Origin of the sequence: Pseudomonas fluorescens (assembly GCF_001648775.1) — a bacterium.
In the GTDB taxonomy this organism is placed as follows: domain Bacteria; phylum Pseudomonadota; class Gammaproteobacteria; order Pseudomonadales; family Pseudomonadaceae; genus Aquipseudomonas; species Aquipseudomonas fluorescens_M.
Genome location: NZ_LVEJ01000003.1, coordinates 390,007 through 408,392, shown reverse-complemented (window position 1 = coordinate 408,392; position 18,386 = coordinate 390,007). Strand labels below are relative to the sequence as shown.

The following is an 18,386-nucleotide window of genomic DNA, read 5'->3' as shown; positions in this document are numbered from 1 at the left end:
AATCAGCAGGCAGCATGCCCGGCCCGGCACTCACGGGCAACTGCTACACAGTGTTCAAAAAACAACCAACCCCGCCGACGCCACAGCCACCGTGGCCTGTAGCCATGTGCACGCATGTTATCCACAGTCCCTTCCACAGTTTCCGGGGGCAACTGGAAACGCGCAAAGCCGCGCCACACAAGGCTTTGCGGGGGAAATAGAAAGTTTTTTGCTTGACCCTGAAGTGGCAGATGTGCCGGAGATGGCATTTTGCACGACCAGCCGGTCAGCACAGTGATTGCGCGCGGCCAGTAATTACAGCCCTCAGCGCAGTCTTTCCAGAGTTTAGTCACAGACTTATCCACAGGCTTGTTCACCTGGAATCGCTGCGATCCGCGCCCCTATAAAAAGGTTGACAACGAAGACTTCAAGCGCTGCAAAAACGCCTGATCAAAAAACAACCACGCGCTTACAGGCCACGGCTTACAAGGCGTACAGCCAGATACACCCACGTTATTCACAGCCAGCTCCACAGCAAACGGGGACAAGTCAAAACTGTGGAAAAACAGCCATTTGCAGCGTCTATATGTCGCGCTTTGACAGCTTGGGGAATTTGTTTTCCACAATTCCACGCAACACTTGAAATCACTGATCAATTCCCTGTAGGAGCTGCCGAAGGCTGCGATCTTTTGATCTTTAAAGACAACATCAAAAGATCGCAGCCTTCGGCAGCTCCTACACAGGCGTGCGGTATGTTTGAGGAATGAAAAAGCCCCGGGACTTGCGTCGCCGGGGCTGTGCATAACGTCGAGGAATCAGTGCCCGCCCAGATAGGCGTTACGCACCTCCTCATTCACCAACAGCTCTTTACCCGTGCCCGTCAGGCGAATCTCGCCGTTGACCATCACATACGCCCGGTCAGACAGTTTCAGCGCATGGTTGGCGTTCTGCTCGACGAGGAAAATCGTCATGCCGGTTTTCGCCAGTTCGCGCAGGGTTGCGAAGATCTGCTTCACCACGATCGGCGCCAGGCCCAGGCTCGGCTCGTCGAGCAGCAACAGCTTCGGCCGACTCATCAACGCGCGGGCAATCGCAAGCATCTGCTGCTCACCACCGGACATGGTCATCGCCCGCTGGGTACGCCGCTCTTCCAGCCGTGGAAACAGCGTGAACATGCGCTGCATGTCCTCTTTGGCGTACTTGTCGCCAATCGGGATGGTACCCATCAGCAGGTTTTCCTCGACGGTCATGTCGGGAAACACCCGCCGGCCTTCCGGCGACTGCGCGATGCCGTGGGAGGCGATGTAGTGCGAAGACTTCTGGGTGATGTCGACGCCTTGATAAATGATCTGCCCGCCCGCTGCCCGTGGCTGGCCGAAGATCGACATCAGCAACGTCGATTTGCCGGCACCGTTGGAGCCGATCAGGCTGACGGTTTCCCCCTCGTTGATCTGCAGCGAAACACCTTTAAGCGCCTGGATCGGTCCGTAGAACACGTCGAGGTCTTTGAGTTCGAGGATCGGTTGCGTCATACCAGCTCCTCTTCGTCGGCGCCGAGATAGGCGGCAATCACTTTCGGGTCGTTACGAATCGCTTCAGGCCCGCCTTCGGCGATGACGATGCCGTGGTCCAGCACCACGATGTGGTCGGAAATACTCATAACCATGCCCATGTCGTGTTCGATCAGCACCACGGTCAGATCGTGCTCGTCGCGCAGCAGCCGGATCATCGCGCTCAGCGCTTCGGTTTCCTGAGGGTTGAGGCCGGCGGCCGGTTCGTCGAGGCAGATGATCTGCGGCCGCGTGCACATGGCCCGGGCAATCTCCAGACGGCGTTGCTGACCGTAGGAAAGTTCACCGGCGAGACGGTTGGCGCAGTCGACCAGATCGACCACTTCCAGCCAGTAGAACGCAACGTCCAGCGCGTCGCTTTCAGCCTTGCGGTAGCCCTTGGTATTGAGGATGCCGGCGAGCATGTTGCGGTTGACCCACATGTGTTGGGCCACCAGCAGGTTTTCCAGCACCGACATTTCCTTGAACAGGCGAATGTTCTGGAATGTCCGCGCCAGCCCCGCACGGTTCACCAGGTGCGTACCACCGAACATCTTGTAATACAGACGGCTGAGGAAGGATTTCGGCGAGACGAAGTCGGTCGCTTTAAACGACTCGCCCAACAACTGGATGACGTTGGTCTGCTGGCCGCGCACATTGAGTTCGATCTTGCCGCCGGAGGCTTTGTAGAAACCGGTCAGGCAGTTGAACACCGTGGTTTTGCCAGCGCCGTTAGGGCCGATCAGGGCGAAGATCGAGTTGCGTTTAACCTTCAGGCTGACATCGCTCAAGGCCTTGATGCCGCCAAAGTGCATCATCAGTTTTTCAACAGAGAGTACGACTTCACTCATGGCGCAGTCCTCTCATAGTGAATGGCACCTTTGCGTGGAGTGACCCCGGTACGGCTGATGCGGATCAGCCCGCGTGGTCGCCAGATCATCATCAACACCATCAGGATGCCGAACAGCAACACGCGATATTCGGCGAAGCCGCGCAGCAGTTCCGGGGCGACGGTGAGCACGAATGCCGCGATCACCACGCCGATGGTCGAACCCATGCCGCCGAGCACGACGATGGCGAGGATCAACGCCGATTCGAAGAAGGTAAACGAGGTCGGGTTGACGAAACCTTGATAGGTGGCGAAAAACACCCCGGCCAGACCCGCCGTCGACGCGCCAATGGTGAACGCCGAAAGCTTGACCAGCACGTGGTTGAGGCCCATCGAGCGGCAGGCGATTTCGTCTTCACGCAGGGCTTCCCAGGCGCGACCGACCGGCATTTTCACCAGACGATGCTTGATGTACAGCACCGCCAATACCACCAGAAACAGCACCGCGTAGATGAAGTAGTACTTCACGTCCGGGTTGTAGGCGATGCCGAAGAACTCATGGAACGGCACCCCGCCATCCTTCGCCCGCTTGCCGAACTCCAGACCGAAGAAGGTTGGCAATGGCGCCGGCATGCCGTTCGGGCCGCCAGTCAGGGACAACCAGTTGTTGAGGATCAGGCGAATGATTTCACCGAAGCCCAGGGTCACGATCGCCAGATAGTCGCCATGCAGACGCAACACCGGGAAACCGAGGATGCAACCGGCCAGACCCGCGGTGATCGCCGCCAGCGGCAGCACCGTCCAGAAACCCAGACCGAGGTATTGATAACCCAGCGCCAGACCGTAGGCACCGATGGCGTAAAACGCCACGTAACCGAGGTCGAGCAGACCAGCCAGACCGACCACGATGTTCAGCCCCAACCCCAGCAGCACGTAGATCAACCCGAGGATGACCACGCCCAACAGATAGGAGTTGGAAACAAACGGCACGATGACCGCCAGCACAATCAGCAGCGGGATGATCCAGCGCAAGCTCGATTTATGGTCGCTTGGCAGCACGTGCACACCGGAACCGGTGCTCTCGAATCCGTCGAGAATTTTCAGGCCCTTGGGCGTTTGCAGGAACAGGCTGAGGACGAAGCGGCCAACCATGACGATACCGATGATCCACGCTACGCGGGTCGGTTCGAGATTGAAGCTGTACCCCTCAAGGACGACACCGACAATCGGCCCGAAAACGATCAGGGCAATCAGGCCGGCCAGAATCGCCTCAACCAGGCTTTTTTTGACATCAATGCTTTTTTTGGTGGTTGAAGACATCGCTTACATCTTCGACACAAGAGGACGGCCCAACAGGCCCTGCGGCCGGAAGACCAGAACAAGTACGAGCAGCGAGAAGCTGAACACGTCTTTGTAGTCGGAGTTGACCAGACCGGAGAACAGCGACTCGGAGATGCCGAGAATGATCCCGCCCAGCATCGCGCCCGGCAGCGAACCGATCCCGCCGAGTACCGCGGCAGTGAACGCTTTAATGCCGATGACAAAGCCTGCGTAGAAGTCGAACGTGCCGTAGTTCATGGTGATCAACACGCCGGCCAGCGCCGCCATGGCTGCACCGATGATGAACACGTAAGAGATAACGCGGTCGGTGTTGATCCCCAGGATCGAGGCCATCTTGCGGTCTTGCTGGGTGGCGCGGCACATACGGCCGAGCTTGGTGTACTTGATCACGTAGGTCAGCAGGCCCATGCCGACGAATGCGGCCACCAGGATGAAGATCTTGGTGTAGGTGAGCTGGACGAAACCGGTGCCGATGTCGACGCGCCAGGCGCCGGTGAGCAGCGTCGGAACACCCTGTTGGCGGGCGCCCTGGCTGATCTGGGCATAGTTTTGCAGAATCAGGGAGATACCGATGGCGCTGATCAGCGGTGCCAGCCGGGTGGAGTTGCGCAGGGGTTTGTAAGCGACTCGTTCAATGACCCAGCCATACACCGCCGTGACGACGATGGTGAAGATCAGCGTGCCGAGCATCAGCAGCGGGAAGGATTCGATACCGAAGTAAGCCAGCAGAGCCAGACTGATTGCCGCCAGGTAAGCAGAAATCATGTAAACCTCGCCGTGGGCGAAGTTGATCATGCCGATGATGCCGTAGACCATTGTGTAGCCGATGGCGATCAGGCCATAGACCGACCCGAGGGTCAGGCCGTTGACCAGTTGCTGCAGGAAAATACCATCCATAACGCAATCTCACGCAGTGAGAACCTGCACGCCGGTGGGCGTGCGGCTCTTCTAGGAAAAATACAGATTTACGTCGGAGCAATGTCAGCCACGATCAGCCCGATACACTCTGCCCCTTGTGGGAGCGAGCCTGCTCGCGAAAGCGGTCGATCATTCAACACATGTGTTGGCAGTCATTCCGTCTTCGCGAGCAGGCTCGCTCCCACATTGGATGAGTGGGGATCAGCTGATCGCGTCAGCCCTTACTTCTGTTTTTCCAGCTGGTGGTATTTGCCGGTGGCGTCCCACTGGTACACCACGTAGTCGGAGACTTTCAGGTCGCCCTTCTTGTCCCAGGCTTTCTCGCCCATGACTGTTTTCACCGGATTGGCTTTCAGCCACTCGGCGGCTTTCTCGCCACTGTTGGACTTGGCGCCGTTGAACGCGGCAGCCAGCGTCTGCACCGAAGCGTAGGCGTACAGGGTGTAGCCCTCAGGCTCGGTGCCGGCCTTGCGGAAGGCATCGACGACGGTTTTACTTTCTGGCAGCAGACGCGGGTCGGCGCCGAAGGTCATCAGCACGCCGTCGACGTATTGCGGGCCGCCTGCGGTGGTCACCAGTTCGTCGGTGACGATGCCGTCATCGGACATGAACTTGACGTCTTTCAGGCCTTCGGTACGCAGTTGCTTGACCAGTGGACCGGCTTCCGGGTGCAGACCGCCGAAGTAAACGACGTCGGCACCAGCGGCGCGGATCTTGGTAACCACGGCGCTGAAGTCTTTCTCGCCACGGGTCAGGCCTTCGTACAGCACCGGCTTCACGCCACGCTTCTCAAGCTGTGCCTTGGTGGCATCTGCCAGGCCTTGGCCGTAGGTGTCCTTGTCGTGCAGCACGGCAACTTTTTTGCCTTTGAGCACATCGACAATGTAATCGCCGGCGACGATGCCCTGCTGGTCGTCACGCCCGCACATACGGAACATGGCGCTGAGGCCGCGCTCGGTCACTTGCGGGTTGGTGGACCCCGGAGTGATCGCGATGACACCGGCTTCGTCATAGATTTCCGAGGCTGGAATGGTGGAAGAAGAGCAGAAGTGACCGACTACGCCAGCGACTTTCTGGTTGACCAGGTCCTTGGCGACCGTCACGGCCTGCTTCGGTTCGCAGGCGTCATCGCCCTTGACCAGTACGATTTTCTCCCCGTTGACGCCGCCCGCCGCGTTGACTGCGTCAGCCGCTGCCTGTGCACCCTTCATGTACTGCTCGCCAAATGCCGCGTTGGCGCCAGTCATTGGACCCGCTACACCGATTTTCACATCAGCTTGAGCAAACGCAGAAACACCCAACGCAGTAGCCACTGCGAGGGCCAGAAAGCCTTTCTTGTAAAACGTCTGGGACATGAGGTGGTGCTCCAAGGTTTTTTTTAGTTGGCACTGCGACTTCACTTCACTGAATGCTCTGAGCAAGGGCCGTGCCATCGGTTTTTTATTCTTCAAAAAGTCGCTGCTTTCTTGTTATTTCGACTGTTTCGTTCCCATTTTCATTGGGCGTGCAACCGTCTAAACCGCGGAAGGTGAAACCATTTATTTTTTCAGGCGCAACCCGCACGCGCCATCATTGCAACCGCGGTGCCAAACGACGTGCAACCAGCCTGTAACAGCCCGCGTCACCGAACTGCACACTGCTGGTGCGGGACTGCTACAACCCGCACCATTACAGGCTAGTCGCTGCATCGAAAAGCGCCGCTTCCGGCAACATATTTCAACACTCAAATCACAATGCGCAGGCACTGGCCCGCGTGATACAGCGAGAACCCGGCCTCGTACAGGCAACTGCGCAAGCCGACGCCCGACAAGGGCTGCATCGGTGCGAAAGGAATCGGCAGGGTTTGTGGATTGCCGTTACACAGATAATCGGCGAAGGCTTTGCCAACCACCGTACCGGTAGTGACGCCGCGACCGTTGTAGCCGGTGACCGCCACCAGTCCCGGCGCCGGTTCGAACAGACGCATAAGGTGATCGGGCGTAAAGGCGATACGCCCGGTCCAGGTGCATTCCCAATCGACGGGTTTCAGATTGGGGAAGTAATGCTGCTGCACCCGGTCGGCCCAGGCCTTGAGAAACCACGTTGGTTTCTGATTGCCGTTGCCCAGACTACCCAGCAATAACCGCCCTTCTTTGTCGCGGCGAATGCTGCTCAGTACCTGCCGCGTGTCCCACGAGCCCTGCCCGCCCGGCAGAATTTCCTGCGCGGCGTCTTCGGTCAGCGGCACCGAAGCGACCTGATAGTAATAACCGGGGAAAAAGTTGCGTTTGAGCTCGGTCCAGTCGCCTTCGGTGTAGGCGTTGGAGGCGATGACCACTTGCTCGGCCAGCACGGATCCGTGCTCAGTCTGCACCGACCATTTCGCGCCCTGACGTTCAAGGCGAGTGACCGGCGAATGATCGAACATTTGCCCGCCAAGACTGATCACGGCATTGGCCAGCCCGGTGACGTAGGCCATCGGATTGAGCGTGCCGGCGCGACGGTCGAGCAACGCAGCGGCAATTTTTTGCGTGCCGGTGGCCTGTTCGCAGGCCTTGCCGGTGAGCAATTCGACCGGTGCACCACGGCGTTTCCATTGCTGCTCACGACTGCGCAGATCCGCCTCGCCCTTGGCGTTGTGCGCCATGTGCAGCGTGCCTTCGCGGCGCAACTGGCAATCGATGTTGTACTTGTCCACAAGGCTGAACACCAAGGCCGGCGCCGCCCCGAGCATGCGGTTGAGCTGACTGCCAACCGCTTCGCCAAAACCGGCTTCGATCTCGTCCGGCGGGATCCACATGCCGGCGTTGACCAGGCCGACGTTGCGCCCGGAACCGCCGTGCCCGGCGCGATGGGCTTCGAGCACGCAGACGCTTTTGCCTTTTTCCAACAGATGCAGCGCCGCCGACAACCCGGTGAACCCGGCGCCGATCACGCAGACATCGACGTTGACTTCGCCTTTGAGCGCCGAATTATCCGGCCTTTGCGGCGTAAGTGTTTCCCACAGACATTCTTCGCGTAACGGCATTGCCAGACTCCAACAGAAACCTAACAAACACTGCATACCCTGTGGGAGCGAGCCTGCTCCGGGCGGCGTTCCGACGAAAGCGGTATATCAGCCAACAACTATGTCGACTGACCCACCGTATTCGCGAGCAGGCTCGCTCCCACAGGGGATCTACATTTGGCGGCATCACTCAGTCGAACGTAATGCCCTGCGCCAGCGGCAACTCCAGCGAGTAGTTCACGGTGTTGGTCTGGCGGCGCATGTACGCGCGCCATGCATCGGAACCCGATTCACGCCCGCCACCGGTTTCTTTCTCGCCACCAAACGCGCCACCAATTTCCGCGCCGCTCGGGCCGATGTTGACGTTGGCAATCCCGCAATCACTGCCGACTGCCGACATGAACTGCTCAGCCTCGCGCACATCGGTGGTGAAGATGCATGACGACAGACCTTGTGGCACCGCATTGTTCAGACGCAGCGCTTCCTGGAAATCGCTGTAACCGACCACGTACAGAATCGGCGCGAAGGTTTCGCTGCAGACCACGTCGCTCTGCTCCGGCATTTCAACGATGGCCGGCGAAACGTAATAGGCGTTAGGGAATTGATCTTCGAGCTGACGCTTGCCGCCAAACACCCGACCGCCTTCGCTCAATGCCTGTTCCAGCGCATCCTGCATGTTTTCGAAGCTGTGTTTGTCGATCAGCGGGCCGACCAGATTGCCTTCCAGCGGGTTGCCGATACGCACCTTCGAGTACGCAGCTTTGAGGCGGGTGACGATTTCTTCTTTCACCGACTCATGGGCGATCAGACGACGCAAGGTGGTGCAACGCTGCCCGGCAGTGCCGACGGCGCTGAACAGAATCGCGCGGACCGCCATGTCGAGGTCGGCGCTTGGGCCGAGGATCATCGCGTTGTTACCGCCCAATTCGAGAATGCTGCGAGCGAAACGGGCGGCGACTTTCGGCGCCACTTCGCGGCCCATGCGTGTGCTGCCGGTGGCGCTGATCAGCGCAACACGCGGGTCATCGACCAAGGCTTCGCCAGCGTCGCGACCACCAATAATCACCTGGCAAAGATTCGCTGGGGCGTCGGTGAAATTCTTCACTACACGATCAAACAGTGCCTGACAGGCCAACGCGGTCAGCGGGGTTTTCTCCGACGGTTTCCACACCACCGGGTTGCCGCAGACCAGCGCCAGCGTGGTGTTCCACGCCCACACCGCGACCGGGAAATTGAACGCGCTAATGACGCCGACCACGCCCAGCGGATGCCAGGTTTCGCGCATGTGGTGGCCCGGACGCTCGGAAGCGATGGTCAAACCGTACAACTGGCGGGACAGACCGACGGCGAAATCGCAGATGTCGATCATCTCCTGCACTTCACCAAGACCTTCCTGGGTGATCTTGCCGGCCTCCCAGGAAACCAGTTCACCGAGATCAGCTTTGTATTCGCGCAACACTTCGCCGAACTGACGTACCAGCTCGCCGCGACGCGGGGCCGGCACCTTGCGCCATTGCTCGAACGCATGATCTGCGCGACTGATGTGCTGCTCGACTTCGGCCGGGCCTTCCCAGTTCACGGCGGCGATGCGGCTGCCGTCGATCGGCGAATGCACCGGCACTTTGCCGTTCTGGTAAAGGGCCGGGTTCACACCAAGACGATCAAGCAATGCGGCAACCATGGGTCACTCCTCAAGCAAAAAACTGAATGTGTGCGGCCACTGTTTCGCGACCGGGCAGGCCTTTAGTTGTAGCGTCACAATGGCAAGGCAACAAACGACCTTTACGCGAGATATCATTCCGTTTATTCATGCAGCGCTAGAAAGACAAGAAAAGGATCGGCCATGCTGAACAAACGCCACTTGCCCTCGATCACTGCATTGCAGTGCTTCGAAGCCGTGACCCGGCACTTGAGCTTCACCCGCGCCGCCGAGGAACTGAACCTGACCCAGAGCGCGGTGAGCAAGCAGGTCGCGCAGTTGGAAGAACTGTTGCAGCATTTGTTGTTCCGCCGCGTACGTCGGCGTTTACAAATGACCCCGGCCGGGGATTTGTACCTGGTTGAAGTACGAAAAATTCTCTCGCAAGTGGAAATGTCCACCCATTACCTGCGTTCCTACGGCGGGGAGACCGAAGTCCTGCGCGTATCGACGCCGTCGACCTTTGGCGCGCGCTGGCTGGTGCCGCGCCTGAAAGGCTGGCGCTTGCGCCATCCGTCGATTCATCTGGATTTGTGCAACGAGCAGGAAGCCGATGATCTGCTGCAAGGGCGCAGCGATCTGGCGTTCTATTTCGGTCAGGGCTCGCGGCCCGGCACGGAATGCCTGAAATTGTTCGGCGAAGAGCTGGTGCCGGTCTGCGCGCCGGGCAGCCTGCCGGACAAGCCGTTTACTGATCCGACGCAACTCACCGATCTGGTCCTGCTGCAAAATGCCTCGCGGCCGCAGGCCTGGCACGACTGGTTCGACAGCCAGGGTTACCAGACCGAACACAGCTACCACGGGCCACGTTTCGAAACCTTTTATATGTGCATCCGCGCCGCGCAGGTTGGCTGCGGCGTGGCGTTGTTGCCGAGGTTTCTGGTGGAAGAGGAATTGGCTGACGGCAAACTGGTCATTCCTTTTGAGCATGCCATGCCCAGCACAGATGCCTATTACCTGGCATATCCGGAGCACGCGGCGGAAGTGCCCAAGGTGCGGGACTTTGTGAAGTGGATGCTGGAGCAGGTCGATAGTCCAGCGTGAAGCTGCCTTCACTCCCTGTGGGAGCGAGCTTGCTCGCGAAGAGGCCGACACATTCGTTATCAATGTCGGTTGAAATGACGCCTTCGCGAGCAAGCTCGCTCCCACATTGGATCTGATGCGTTGTCAAAAAATGCTGGCAATCCCCACCGTTGATATGCGCCACTAGCGCCATTGATTGAGACCGCGCACAGGCGCGGCGCACCTGGAGACCCCGTTATGAGCGAGAGTGTGTTTGCCGATCGCATCGTGCAGAACCTGCTCGACACCGACTTCTACAAATTGACGATGATGCAGGCGGTGCTGCACAACTACCCCAACGTCGAAGTCGAATGGGAGTTCCGTTGCCGTAACAGCGAGGATCTGCGCCCGTATCTGGCCGAGATCCGCTATCAGATCGAGCGTCTGGCCGAACTGAGCCTGAGTGCCGATCAATTGAGTTTTCTAGAGCGCATCAGCTTCCTCAAGCCGGACTTCCTGCGGTTCCTCGGTCTGTTCCGCTTCAACCTGCGCTACGTGCACACCGGTATCGAGAACGGCGAGCTGTTCATCCGCCTGCGCGGGCCGTGGCTGCATGTGATCCTCTACGAAGTGCCATTGCTGGCCATCGTCAGCGAAGTGCGCAACCGCTATCGCTACCGCGAAACCGTTCTCGAACAGGCGCGAGAACAGCTCTATCGCAAGTTCGACTGGCTGACCGCCAATGCCTCGGCCGACGAATTGTCGCAACTGCAAGTAGCCGATTTCGGCACCCGACGCAGGTTTTCCTACCGCGTGCAGGAAGAAGTGGTGAACGTGCTCAAGCACGATTTCCCCGGGCGTTTCGTCGGCACCAGCAACGTGCATCTGTCGCGCGAACTCGACATGAAGCCGTTGGGCACCATGGCCCACGAATGGATCATGGCGCACCAGCAACTCGGCCCACGGCTGATCGACAGCCAGATCGCCGCGCTGGATTGCTGGGTGCGCGAGTACCGAGGTTTGCTGGGGATCGCCCTCACCGACTGCATCACCACCGATGCCTTCCTCGGCGATTTCGATCTGTTCTTCGCCAAGCTGTTCGATGGCCTGCGCCATGACTCCGGCGATCCTGTGGTGTGGGGCGAAAAATGCATCGCGCACTATCACCAGCTCGGCATCGACCCGATGAGCAAGACGTTGGTGTTCTCCGACAGCCTGACCCTGCCCAAGTCGCTGGAGATCTTCCGTGCGCTGCACGGTCGGATCAATGTCAGCTTCGGCATTGGCACCAACCTCACCTGTGACATTGCGGGTGTTGAACCGATGAGCATCGTGCTTAAAATGACTGCCTGCAACGGCCAACCGGTGGCGAAGATCTCCGACGAGCCAGGCAAGTCCCACTGCAAAGACCCGAATTTCGTCGCCTACTTGCGACACGTGTTTCAGGTTCCTGCCGATTCCCGTCTATCTAGCAAGGAGTGAATTCATGCAAGCCGTACAGCGTGAGATTGCGCAGCAGCTCAAGGTGCAACCGCCGTTCGCTGACTATAAGGCCCTGCAAGCCGAAGTCGCCCGGCGCATTACCTTCATTCAGGATTGCCTGGTCAATTCCGGGCTCAAGACGCTGGTGCTGGGCATCAGCGGTGGCGTCGACTCGCTGACCGCAGGCCTGTTGGCCCAGCGCGCGATGCGTGAGCTGCGCGACCAGAGCGGTGACAACAGTTACAAATTCATCGCCGTGCGCCTGCCGTACGAAACCCAGTTCGACGAGCACGACGCCCAGGCCTCGGTGGATTTCATCGCCCCGGACGAGCGCCACACCGTCAACATCGGCCCGGCGGTAAAATCGCTGGCCAGTGAAGTCGCAGCCTTCGAAGGCAAGCACGCCGTTTCGGTGGATTTCGTCCTCGGCAACACCAAGGCACGGATGCGCATGGTCGCCCAGTACACCATCGCTGGCGCGGCGCACGGCCTGGTGATCGGCACCGACCATGCGGCAGAAGCGGTGATGGGGTTCTTCACCAAGTTCGGTGACGGTGCCTGCGACCTGGCACCGCTCAGCGGTCTGGTGAAAAATCAGGTGCGTGCGATTGCCCGCAGCTTTGGTGCGCCGGAGTCGCTGGTCGAGAAAATTCCGACGGCCGACCTTGAGGACCTGTCGCCGGGCAAACCCGACGAAGCGTCCCACGGCGTGACGTATGCCGAGATTGATGCGTTCCTGCACGGCGAACCGGTGCGTCAGGAAGCGTTCGACATCATCGTCGCGACCTACAACAAAACTCATCACAAGCGTGTGATGCCGTTTGCGCCGTAAGCGCTGATGGAATGAAAAAGCCCGCTGAGGAGTGATCCTCAGCGGGCTTTTCTTTGGCCATTACATCCATTGATGCGGATGGCCCCTTCGCGAGCAGGCTCGCTCCCACAGGGTTCGCTGTCGGACACAGCATTTGTGCACAACTAAAACCTGTGGGAGCGAGCCTGCTCGCGAAGAACGATAACGCGGTGGTCCTGATTACTTGACGGTAATCGTGCCTTTCATCATCGAAATGTGGCCTGGGAAGGAGCAGAAGAAGCCGTAGCCGCCATCAGCAATCTTCGCCACGTCGAAGGTCAGCGAGTCAGTTTCCTTGGCGCCGATGATCTTGGTGTGAGCGATGATGCGCGCGTCACCTTCCGGCAGGTAGTTCTTGTCGATACCGGCGGCCAGGCCAGCGGTGGCGATTGGCTGCATGTCAGCTTCTTTACTGATCACCAGGTTATGGCCCATGACGTTCTTCGGCAGGCTGCCGGAGTGGGTCAGCTCGACGGTGAAGGTCTTGCAGCTCTTGTCGATCACGATTTCCTTGGTGTTGAAGGACATCTGATCGGTGGAGTCAACGGTGGTTTTGCACTCGGCAGCCATCAATTGGCTGCTGGCCAGCGCCAGCAGGGATACCGCAACAACTTTGGAAAACATGGTGAATCTCCAAGGCAGGGTTAACAAAAACACGAATGGTGGAAAGACTGCCTGAAATCTTCGCAAGTTCCTATGACTTGAGTCAAAAATTGTATACAACTTTCAGGCTATGACACTCATCGACACAATCTAACGGCCAGATTCCCCGGCCCGTCCTATGATCGGCGCATCTACTGAGACGGAGTGCCTGTCATGTTCTTTAACGGTCTGTTGTGCAGTTTGCTCGCCGCCTACGCCTGTGGCGCCAGCGGTACCTTTGAATCACCGGAACGTGAAGTTTAGCCCTTGGATCGAGGCGTGCCAGCCATTACCCTGTGACGGATTGACCCAGGAGGAAGGCATGTCTCTGAAATCCGTGTGTGTATTTTGTGGTGCTAATGCTGGCACTGATCCGGCTTACACCGAAGCAGCCATTGCCCTTGGCCGGGCTTTGGCCGAGCGTAAACTGACCCTTGTCTACGGCGGTGGCGCCGTGGGTTTGATGGGCATCGTTGCCGATGCGGCACTGGCTGCCGGCGGCGAAGTGATCGGCATCATCCCGCAAAGCCTGATGGACAAGGAAATCGGCCACAAGAGCCTGACGCGCCTGGAAGTGGTCGATGGCATGCACGCGCGCAAGGCGCGCATGGCCGAGCTCAGCGACGCGTTTATCGCCCTGCCCGGCGGCCTCGGCACGCTGGAAGAGCTGTTCGAAGTCTGGACCTGGGGCCAGCTCGGCTACCACGGCAAACCTTTGGGCTTGCTGGAAGTGAACGGTTTTTACAGCAAACTCACTGCTTTTCTTGACCATATCGTCGGCGAAGGCTTCGTTCGCGCGCCACACCGTGACATGCTGCAAGTGAGCGAATCGCCGCAAACGCTGCTCGATGCCCTGGATAACTGGAAGCCGACCGTCACGCCCAAATGGGTCGACCAAAAACCCGGCTAACCACCGGGCACCGATACAGGGCAGAATACGCGCCGCTCAACCTCACCTTCGACCAAGAGGAACGCCCATGGCCAAACCCAATTACTCCTTCGCCAAACGTCAACGAGACCTGGCAAAGGAACAGAAGAAAGAGGAAAAGCTTCAGCGCAAGAAACAAACCGCTGAAGAAGCAGCCCTGAACCCTGAGGGTGAAGTGGTATCGGAAGATGATGTTGATGCACCTGAAGCAACTGAAACAGCGAAAGATCAGGCGCCTGACGCCTGAGCCCCACCGGGTTTGATGATCGAATCAGACCCAGCGGATTTGTGACGGGGTTGGCGGTTTCACTGCCGGCCCTCACAGCCCCAGCGCTTTACCAATCGAATCGCGATAGCCCTTGGGCAGATTGCCCGGCAATTGCGCGGGTTCGAACAAGCCGATCTCCTTGTGTTCATGACTGATGGTCGGCACGAAGCCACCCAGCAACTGACAGCGATAAGTCGAGATGAACACGTGTTTGCCTGGAATGACCTCGAACAGGTACGAATCCAGCGGCTCACCCACCGACACCTGAACATCCAGTTCTTCGACGATTTCCCGGGCCAGGCATTCGGGTGCTGTCTCGCACAACTCGATGCGACCGCCGGGCAATTCCCATTCGTCACGTTCATTGAGCATCAGCACGACCAAGCCTTCCGGGGTTTGCAGGACGCCTTTGATGGAAACCGGGAACATCAGAAACCCTCTTCTGCCAATACAAGGCCTACATTTTTAATCTTGTTAATCCAATGGCATCAGGGTGACGCGCACTTCCGGGTCGTGATTACCGCCGCCGAGGATCACCCCGCGCAGCGGCGACACGTCTGAGAAGTCCCGCCCCCACGCCAACGTGATGTGCTCCAGCGCCGGTTGCACATTGTTGGTCGGGTCGAAATCCACCCAGCCCAGCACCGGGCAAAACACCGACACCCAGGCATGCGAGGCATCGGCGCCGATCAGGCGTGGCTGCCCCGGTGGCGGCTGGGTCAGCAGATACCCGCTGACATAACGTGCCGCCAGCCCTCGCGAGCGCACGCAGGCCAGCATCAGGTGAGCGAAGTCCTGACAGACCCCGCGCCGACGCTCCAGCACCTCAACCAGCGGCGTCGCCACCTGGGTCGCTTCGGCATCAAAAGTGAATTCACTGAAAATCTTCTGCATCAACGCCTGCACTCCGAGCAGCAATGGCCGCCCCGGCGGGAAACAGCTGTGCGAGAACTCGACGAAGCTGCTTTTCAAATGCACATACGGTGATTGAAAACGATAACGACAAGCCTCAAGCACGTCGGCGGATAACGGCTGGCTGCTGTAGGTCAGCGCATCGCGGGTCTGCTCCCATGCCGGCGATTGATGGAAATCCAGCGCTGGCCGCGCCAGCACTTCAACCGTCAGTTGTGCATTGACCTGCAACTCATCATGCGGGCGCTCGAATGCCAGTCGGGTCAGCGGATTTCCAAACACATCCAGTTCATCGCGCCGCGCGGTAGGCTCCGGGCTGATCAGCAGTTGCTGATCGGTGCAGCGCTGCCAGGTGCAATCGCGCGGCCACAGATGAGCCAGTTGCTGCGCCAGCGAAACCGGACTGTCGTAGTGGTAACAGGTGTCGTGGAAGATCTGGTAACGGGCGCTCATCAGACGGACACCGTGCGTTGGCTGACATCATCGACGTGAGCGAAATGGCGCAACGCCAGACGATCCGAGACCTGGCCGCTGGCCTCGGCGATTTCTTGCAGCAGATCCGCCAGGCCCGCGAGGGCCGCACGTACGCTGGCCTCACCGAACAGTGGATTCTCCAGGCAACCCAGATCAAAGCGTGCCAGACGTTCAACCAGTCGCGGCAATCCCGCCTCGCGGGGCGCACCGAAATCATCATTCAAACGCTTCAACGTGCGGGTCACCAGCTTCAACTGGAACAACACCGCGTGCGGGTTCTGCTCATCCAGCAATAACAGGTCGAGCACCGGAATCAGCTGTGCCACCGCCAGATAGCGTGAACGGTAAGTGATGCTGCTGTTACCCAGTTCCAGCAACCACTCAAGCCCTGCCTGATCGAATGCGCCGGCACCGCGCAGAAATGCCGCCAGACTGCTGCTGAGAAATTGCAGACGCTCGATGCGCCGGCCGATCATCAGAAAGCGCCAGCCTTCGTCGCGGGTCATGTCGTCCAGCGCAAATCCGGACAGGGCGGCCAGCGACATCACCAGCCGGTTGAGAAAATCCAGCAACTCGGCGAAATCCGGCTCTTCGGTGTCCAGCTCCATCGCCTCGCGCTGCAACTCGACCAGCGCTTGCCAGTTCTCCCGCGAGAGCTTGCCGCGCACTTGCGAGGCCGCCCACTGCAAACGCTGCAGGTTGGAGCGCAGGCTGAACGACCAGTCTTCACCGAGCAGTGCCGCGAGCAAGCGCTCGGGCAGTTCACCTTCGTCCGGCAACAGCGTCAGTCGCTCGCCGAGATCGACCGCCGCCTGTAGCGCTTGCGGGTCATCGCCGTCGACGTAGCGCGCGAGCATGATCCGCAGCAGCCGCGCACTGTCGTCGCAGCGCTCGCAGTAACGGCCGAACCAGAACAGGTTTTCCACCACCCGCGAGGGTAGATACGGGTCGCGCCGCACCAGATCGTGGACGCCGACGTTGCGCTGAGTTTTCCACTGTTCGCCGTTGGGCGCACGATCGCCCAATACCCACGTGTCTTTACTGGCCCCGCCACGCTGCATCGACACCACTTCGGCATCGGCCTCGGCAGCCACTCGGGTCAGGCCACCGGGCAGCACGCGATAACCGTCGCGACTGGCTACCGCATACATGCGCATGCCGATCGCGCGCGGTTGCAGTTGACCGTTTTCGGCCTGCCAGATCGGTGCCTGGGATAGCTGAGCCAATTCTTGCGCAACATAGGCATAGGGCCGTGCCTGCATGCGTTCGGCCAGCGCCTGACGCTGTTTTTCACTCAGATCACGGCCAAACACCGGCGCGAAGCTTTGTGAGGGAAACGCCGGTTTGATCAGCAGCTCCGGCAGTTTTTCCAGGGCTTGCGCCAGCACTGGCGCCTCCCCGCACCACCACGTCGCAATCGACGGCAGGATCAGTTCTTCGCCGAACAGGTATTGGTTGATCTTCGGCAGAAACCCGAGCAACCCCGGCGATTCCAGCACACCGCTGCCCAATGCGTTAGCGACCAGCACCCGGCCCTGACGCACCGCTTCGAGCAAACCGGGAACACCGAGCGCGGAATCCGTGCGCAGCTCCAGCGGATCGCAAAAATCGTCATCGAGGCGGCGCATGATCGCGTGCACCCGGCGCAGACCGCTGAGGGTTTTCAGGTAGACCGTGGCATCGCGCACCGTCAGGTCTCCACCCTCGACCAGGGGATAGCCGAGCTGGCGGGCCAGATACAAATGTTCGAAATAGCTTTCGTTGAAACGCCCCGGCGTCAGCAACACCACCAGCGGCGCGTCATCGTCACACGGCGCCTGCCGCGCGAGGGTTTCCTGCAACGTACGGAAGAAGCCGGCCAGATGCTGCACCTTCAGATCGCGGTACAACTCGGGAAAGGCGCGCGACACGATGGTGCGGTTTTCCAGGGCATAACCGGCGCCCGATGGCGCTTGTGTGCGATCCGCCGTGACCCACCAGCGCCCATCCGGCGTGCGCGCCAGATCCACCGCATACAGATGCAGAAACGCGCCTTCCGGCGCGGCAATGCCCTGACAAGGCCAGAGAAAATTGTTGTGGCCGAACACCAGCTCCGCCGGCAACAGGCCTTCGCTGATCAAGCGCTGCGGCCCGTACAAATCAGCCAGCACCGCATTGAGCAGTCGCCCACGCTGAGCGATGCCAGCCGACAATTGCTGCCATTCATCTGCCGCAATCACGTGGGGCAGTAAATCCAGCTCCCACGGGCGATCAGCGCCCTTGGGATCGGCATAAACGTTATAGGTGACACCGTTTTCCTGAATCTGCCGCGCCAGCAAGGCCTGCCGCTGCACCAGTTGCGCCGGCGTGCTGCGCTGCAACTGATCGAACAGCCGCCGCCAGTGCGGGCGCACCGCGCCACTGCCGTCGAGCAGTTCGTGATAAGTGCCCGCCGTCAGCGGGTAGCGGTCTAGCAGGTCAGGCATGGAAAGCTCGGCAGACAGCAAGGAACGGTCAGACTAACGCAGGCAGATGACGCGCGGATAT

Annotated in this window: 16 protein-coding genes; 5 read left to right on the top strand and 11 right to left on the bottom strand. The window is 59.5% G+C overall.

The genetic code is table 11. The annotated features are described in order from the left end of the window. Positions 1–794: 794 nt before the first annotated feature. The 7 genes from A8O26_RS06180 to amaB form a co-directional block, all read right to left on the bottom strand. Positions 795–1,511 carry an ABC transporter ATP-binding protein gene (locus A8O26_RS06180; protein ID WP_008078275.1) on the bottom strand — a complete coding sequence of 239 codons (717 nt, stop codon included), beginning with the start codon at positions 1,509–1,511 and terminating at the stop codon, positions 795–797. Beyond that, positions 1,508–2,380 (bottom strand): ABC transporter ATP-binding protein, encoded by an 873-nt coding sequence (locus A8O26_RS06175; protein ID WP_008078277.1) that lies wholly within the window; start codon positions 2,378–2,380, stop codon positions 1,508–1,510. The genes A8O26_RS06180 and A8O26_RS06175 overlap by 4 nt, the downstream gene beginning before the upstream one ends. Beyond that, positions 2,377–3,678, bottom strand: a complete 1,302-nt coding sequence (gene livM, locus A8O26_RS06170) for a high-affinity branched-chain amino acid ABC transporter permease LivM (protein ID WP_064117215.1) — start codon at positions 3,676–3,678, stop codon at positions 2,377–2,379. Before livM ends, A8O26_RS06175 begins: the two co-directional genes overlap by 4 nt. A 3-nt stretch (positions 3,679–3,681) precedes the next feature. Further along, a complete protein-coding gene (locus A8O26_RS06165) occupies positions 3,682–4,596 on the bottom strand; it encodes an ABC transporter permease subunit (RefSeq protein WP_064117214.1) in 915 nt (304 codons plus the stop codon). 242 nt (positions 4,597–4,838) lie between these two features. Then, a complete protein-coding gene (locus A8O26_RS06160) occupies positions 4,839–5,972 on the bottom strand; it encodes an ABC transporter substrate-binding protein (RefSeq protein ID WP_064117213.1) in 1,134 nt (377 codons plus the stop codon). Positions 5,973–6,340: 368 nt separating this feature from the next. Beyond that, positions 6,341–7,624: an L-pipecolate oxidase gene (gene amaA / locus A8O26_RS06155; RefSeq protein WP_064117212.1), complete on the bottom strand. Its 1,284-nt coding sequence runs from the start codon at positions 7,622–7,624 to the stop codon at positions 6,341–6,343. Between the two features lie 169 nt (positions 7,625–7,793). Beyond that, positions 7,794–9,284 carry an L-piperidine-6-carboxylate dehydrogenase gene (gene amaB / locus A8O26_RS06150; RefSeq protein WP_007915887.1) on the bottom strand — a complete coding sequence of 497 codons (1,491 nt, stop codon included), beginning with the start codon at positions 9,282–9,284 and terminating at the stop codon, positions 7,794–7,796. A 162-nt stretch (positions 9,285–9,446) separates the two neighbouring features. On the opposite strand from amaB, the gene A8O26_RS06145 reads away from it, so the two are divergent. The 3 genes from A8O26_RS06145 (at position 9,447) to nadE (ending at position 12,618) form a co-directional block, all read left to right on the top strand. Beyond that, entirely contained in the window at positions 9,447–10,346 is a 900-nt protein-coding gene (locus A8O26_RS06145) for a LysR family transcriptional regulator (RefSeq protein WP_064117211.1), read from the top strand. Positions 10,347–10,562: 216 nt separating this feature from the next. Then, a complete protein-coding gene (gene pncB, locus A8O26_RS06140) occupies positions 10,563–11,786 on the top strand; it encodes a nicotinate phosphoribosyltransferase (protein WP_064117210.1) in 1,224 nt (407 codons plus the stop codon). 4 nt (positions 11,787–11,790) lie between these two features. Beyond that, positions 11,791–12,618, top strand: coding sequence for an ammonia-dependent NAD(+) synthetase (gene nadE, locus A8O26_RS06135; RefSeq protein ID WP_064117209.1), 828 nt, complete (start codon positions 11,791–11,793; stop codon positions 12,616–12,618). Between the two features lie 198 nt (positions 12,619–12,816). Here nadE and azu read toward each other — a convergent pair whose 3' ends face one another. Further along, on the bottom strand, positions 12,817–13,260 hold the full coding sequence (gene azu, locus A8O26_RS06130; protein WP_008078296.1) for an azurin: 444 nt from the start codon (positions 13,258–13,260) through the stop codon (positions 12,817–12,819). A gap of 340 nt (positions 13,261–13,600) precedes the next feature. Between azu and A8O26_RS06125 the strand changes: the two genes are divergently transcribed. Beyond that, positions 13,601–14,188 carry a TIGR00730 family Rossman fold protein gene (locus A8O26_RS06125; RefSeq protein ID WP_064117208.1) on the top strand — a complete coding sequence of 196 codons (588 nt, stop codon included), beginning with the start codon at positions 13,601–13,603 and terminating at the stop codon, positions 14,186–14,188. Between the two features lie 67 nt (positions 14,189–14,255). Then, complete coding sequence (locus A8O26_RS06120; protein WP_064117207.1) at positions 14,256–14,453, top strand: hypothetical protein; 198 nt, start codon at positions 14,256–14,258, stop codon at positions 14,451–14,453. Between the two features lie 72 nt (positions 14,454–14,525). Here the strand turns inward: A8O26_RS06120 and A8O26_RS06115 are convergent, their stop codons facing one another. From A8O26_RS06115 to A8O26_RS06105, 3 genes are read right to left on the bottom strand one after another with little or no spacing between them, the layout of a single operon-like run. Further along, the gene (locus tag A8O26_RS06115) at positions 14,526–14,903 is read right to left on the bottom strand and encodes an NUDIX hydrolase (protein ID WP_064117206.1); all 378 of its coding nucleotides are present in this window, start codon (positions 14,901–14,903) and stop codon (positions 14,526–14,528) included. A gap of 45 nt (positions 14,904–14,948) precedes the next feature. After that, a complete protein-coding gene (locus A8O26_RS06110) occupies positions 14,949–15,839 on the bottom strand; it encodes a transglutaminase family protein (RefSeq protein WP_064117205.1) in 891 nt (296 codons plus the stop codon). Continuing rightward, positions 15,839–18,325 carry a circularly permuted type 2 ATP-grasp protein gene (locus tag A8O26_RS06105; RefSeq protein ID WP_064117204.1) on the bottom strand — a complete coding sequence of 829 codons (2,487 nt, stop codon included), beginning with the start codon at positions 18,323–18,325 and terminating at the stop codon, positions 15,839–15,841. Before A8O26_RS06105 ends, A8O26_RS06110 begins: the two co-directional genes overlap by 1 nt. Positions 18,326–18,386: the final 61 nt, after the last annotated feature.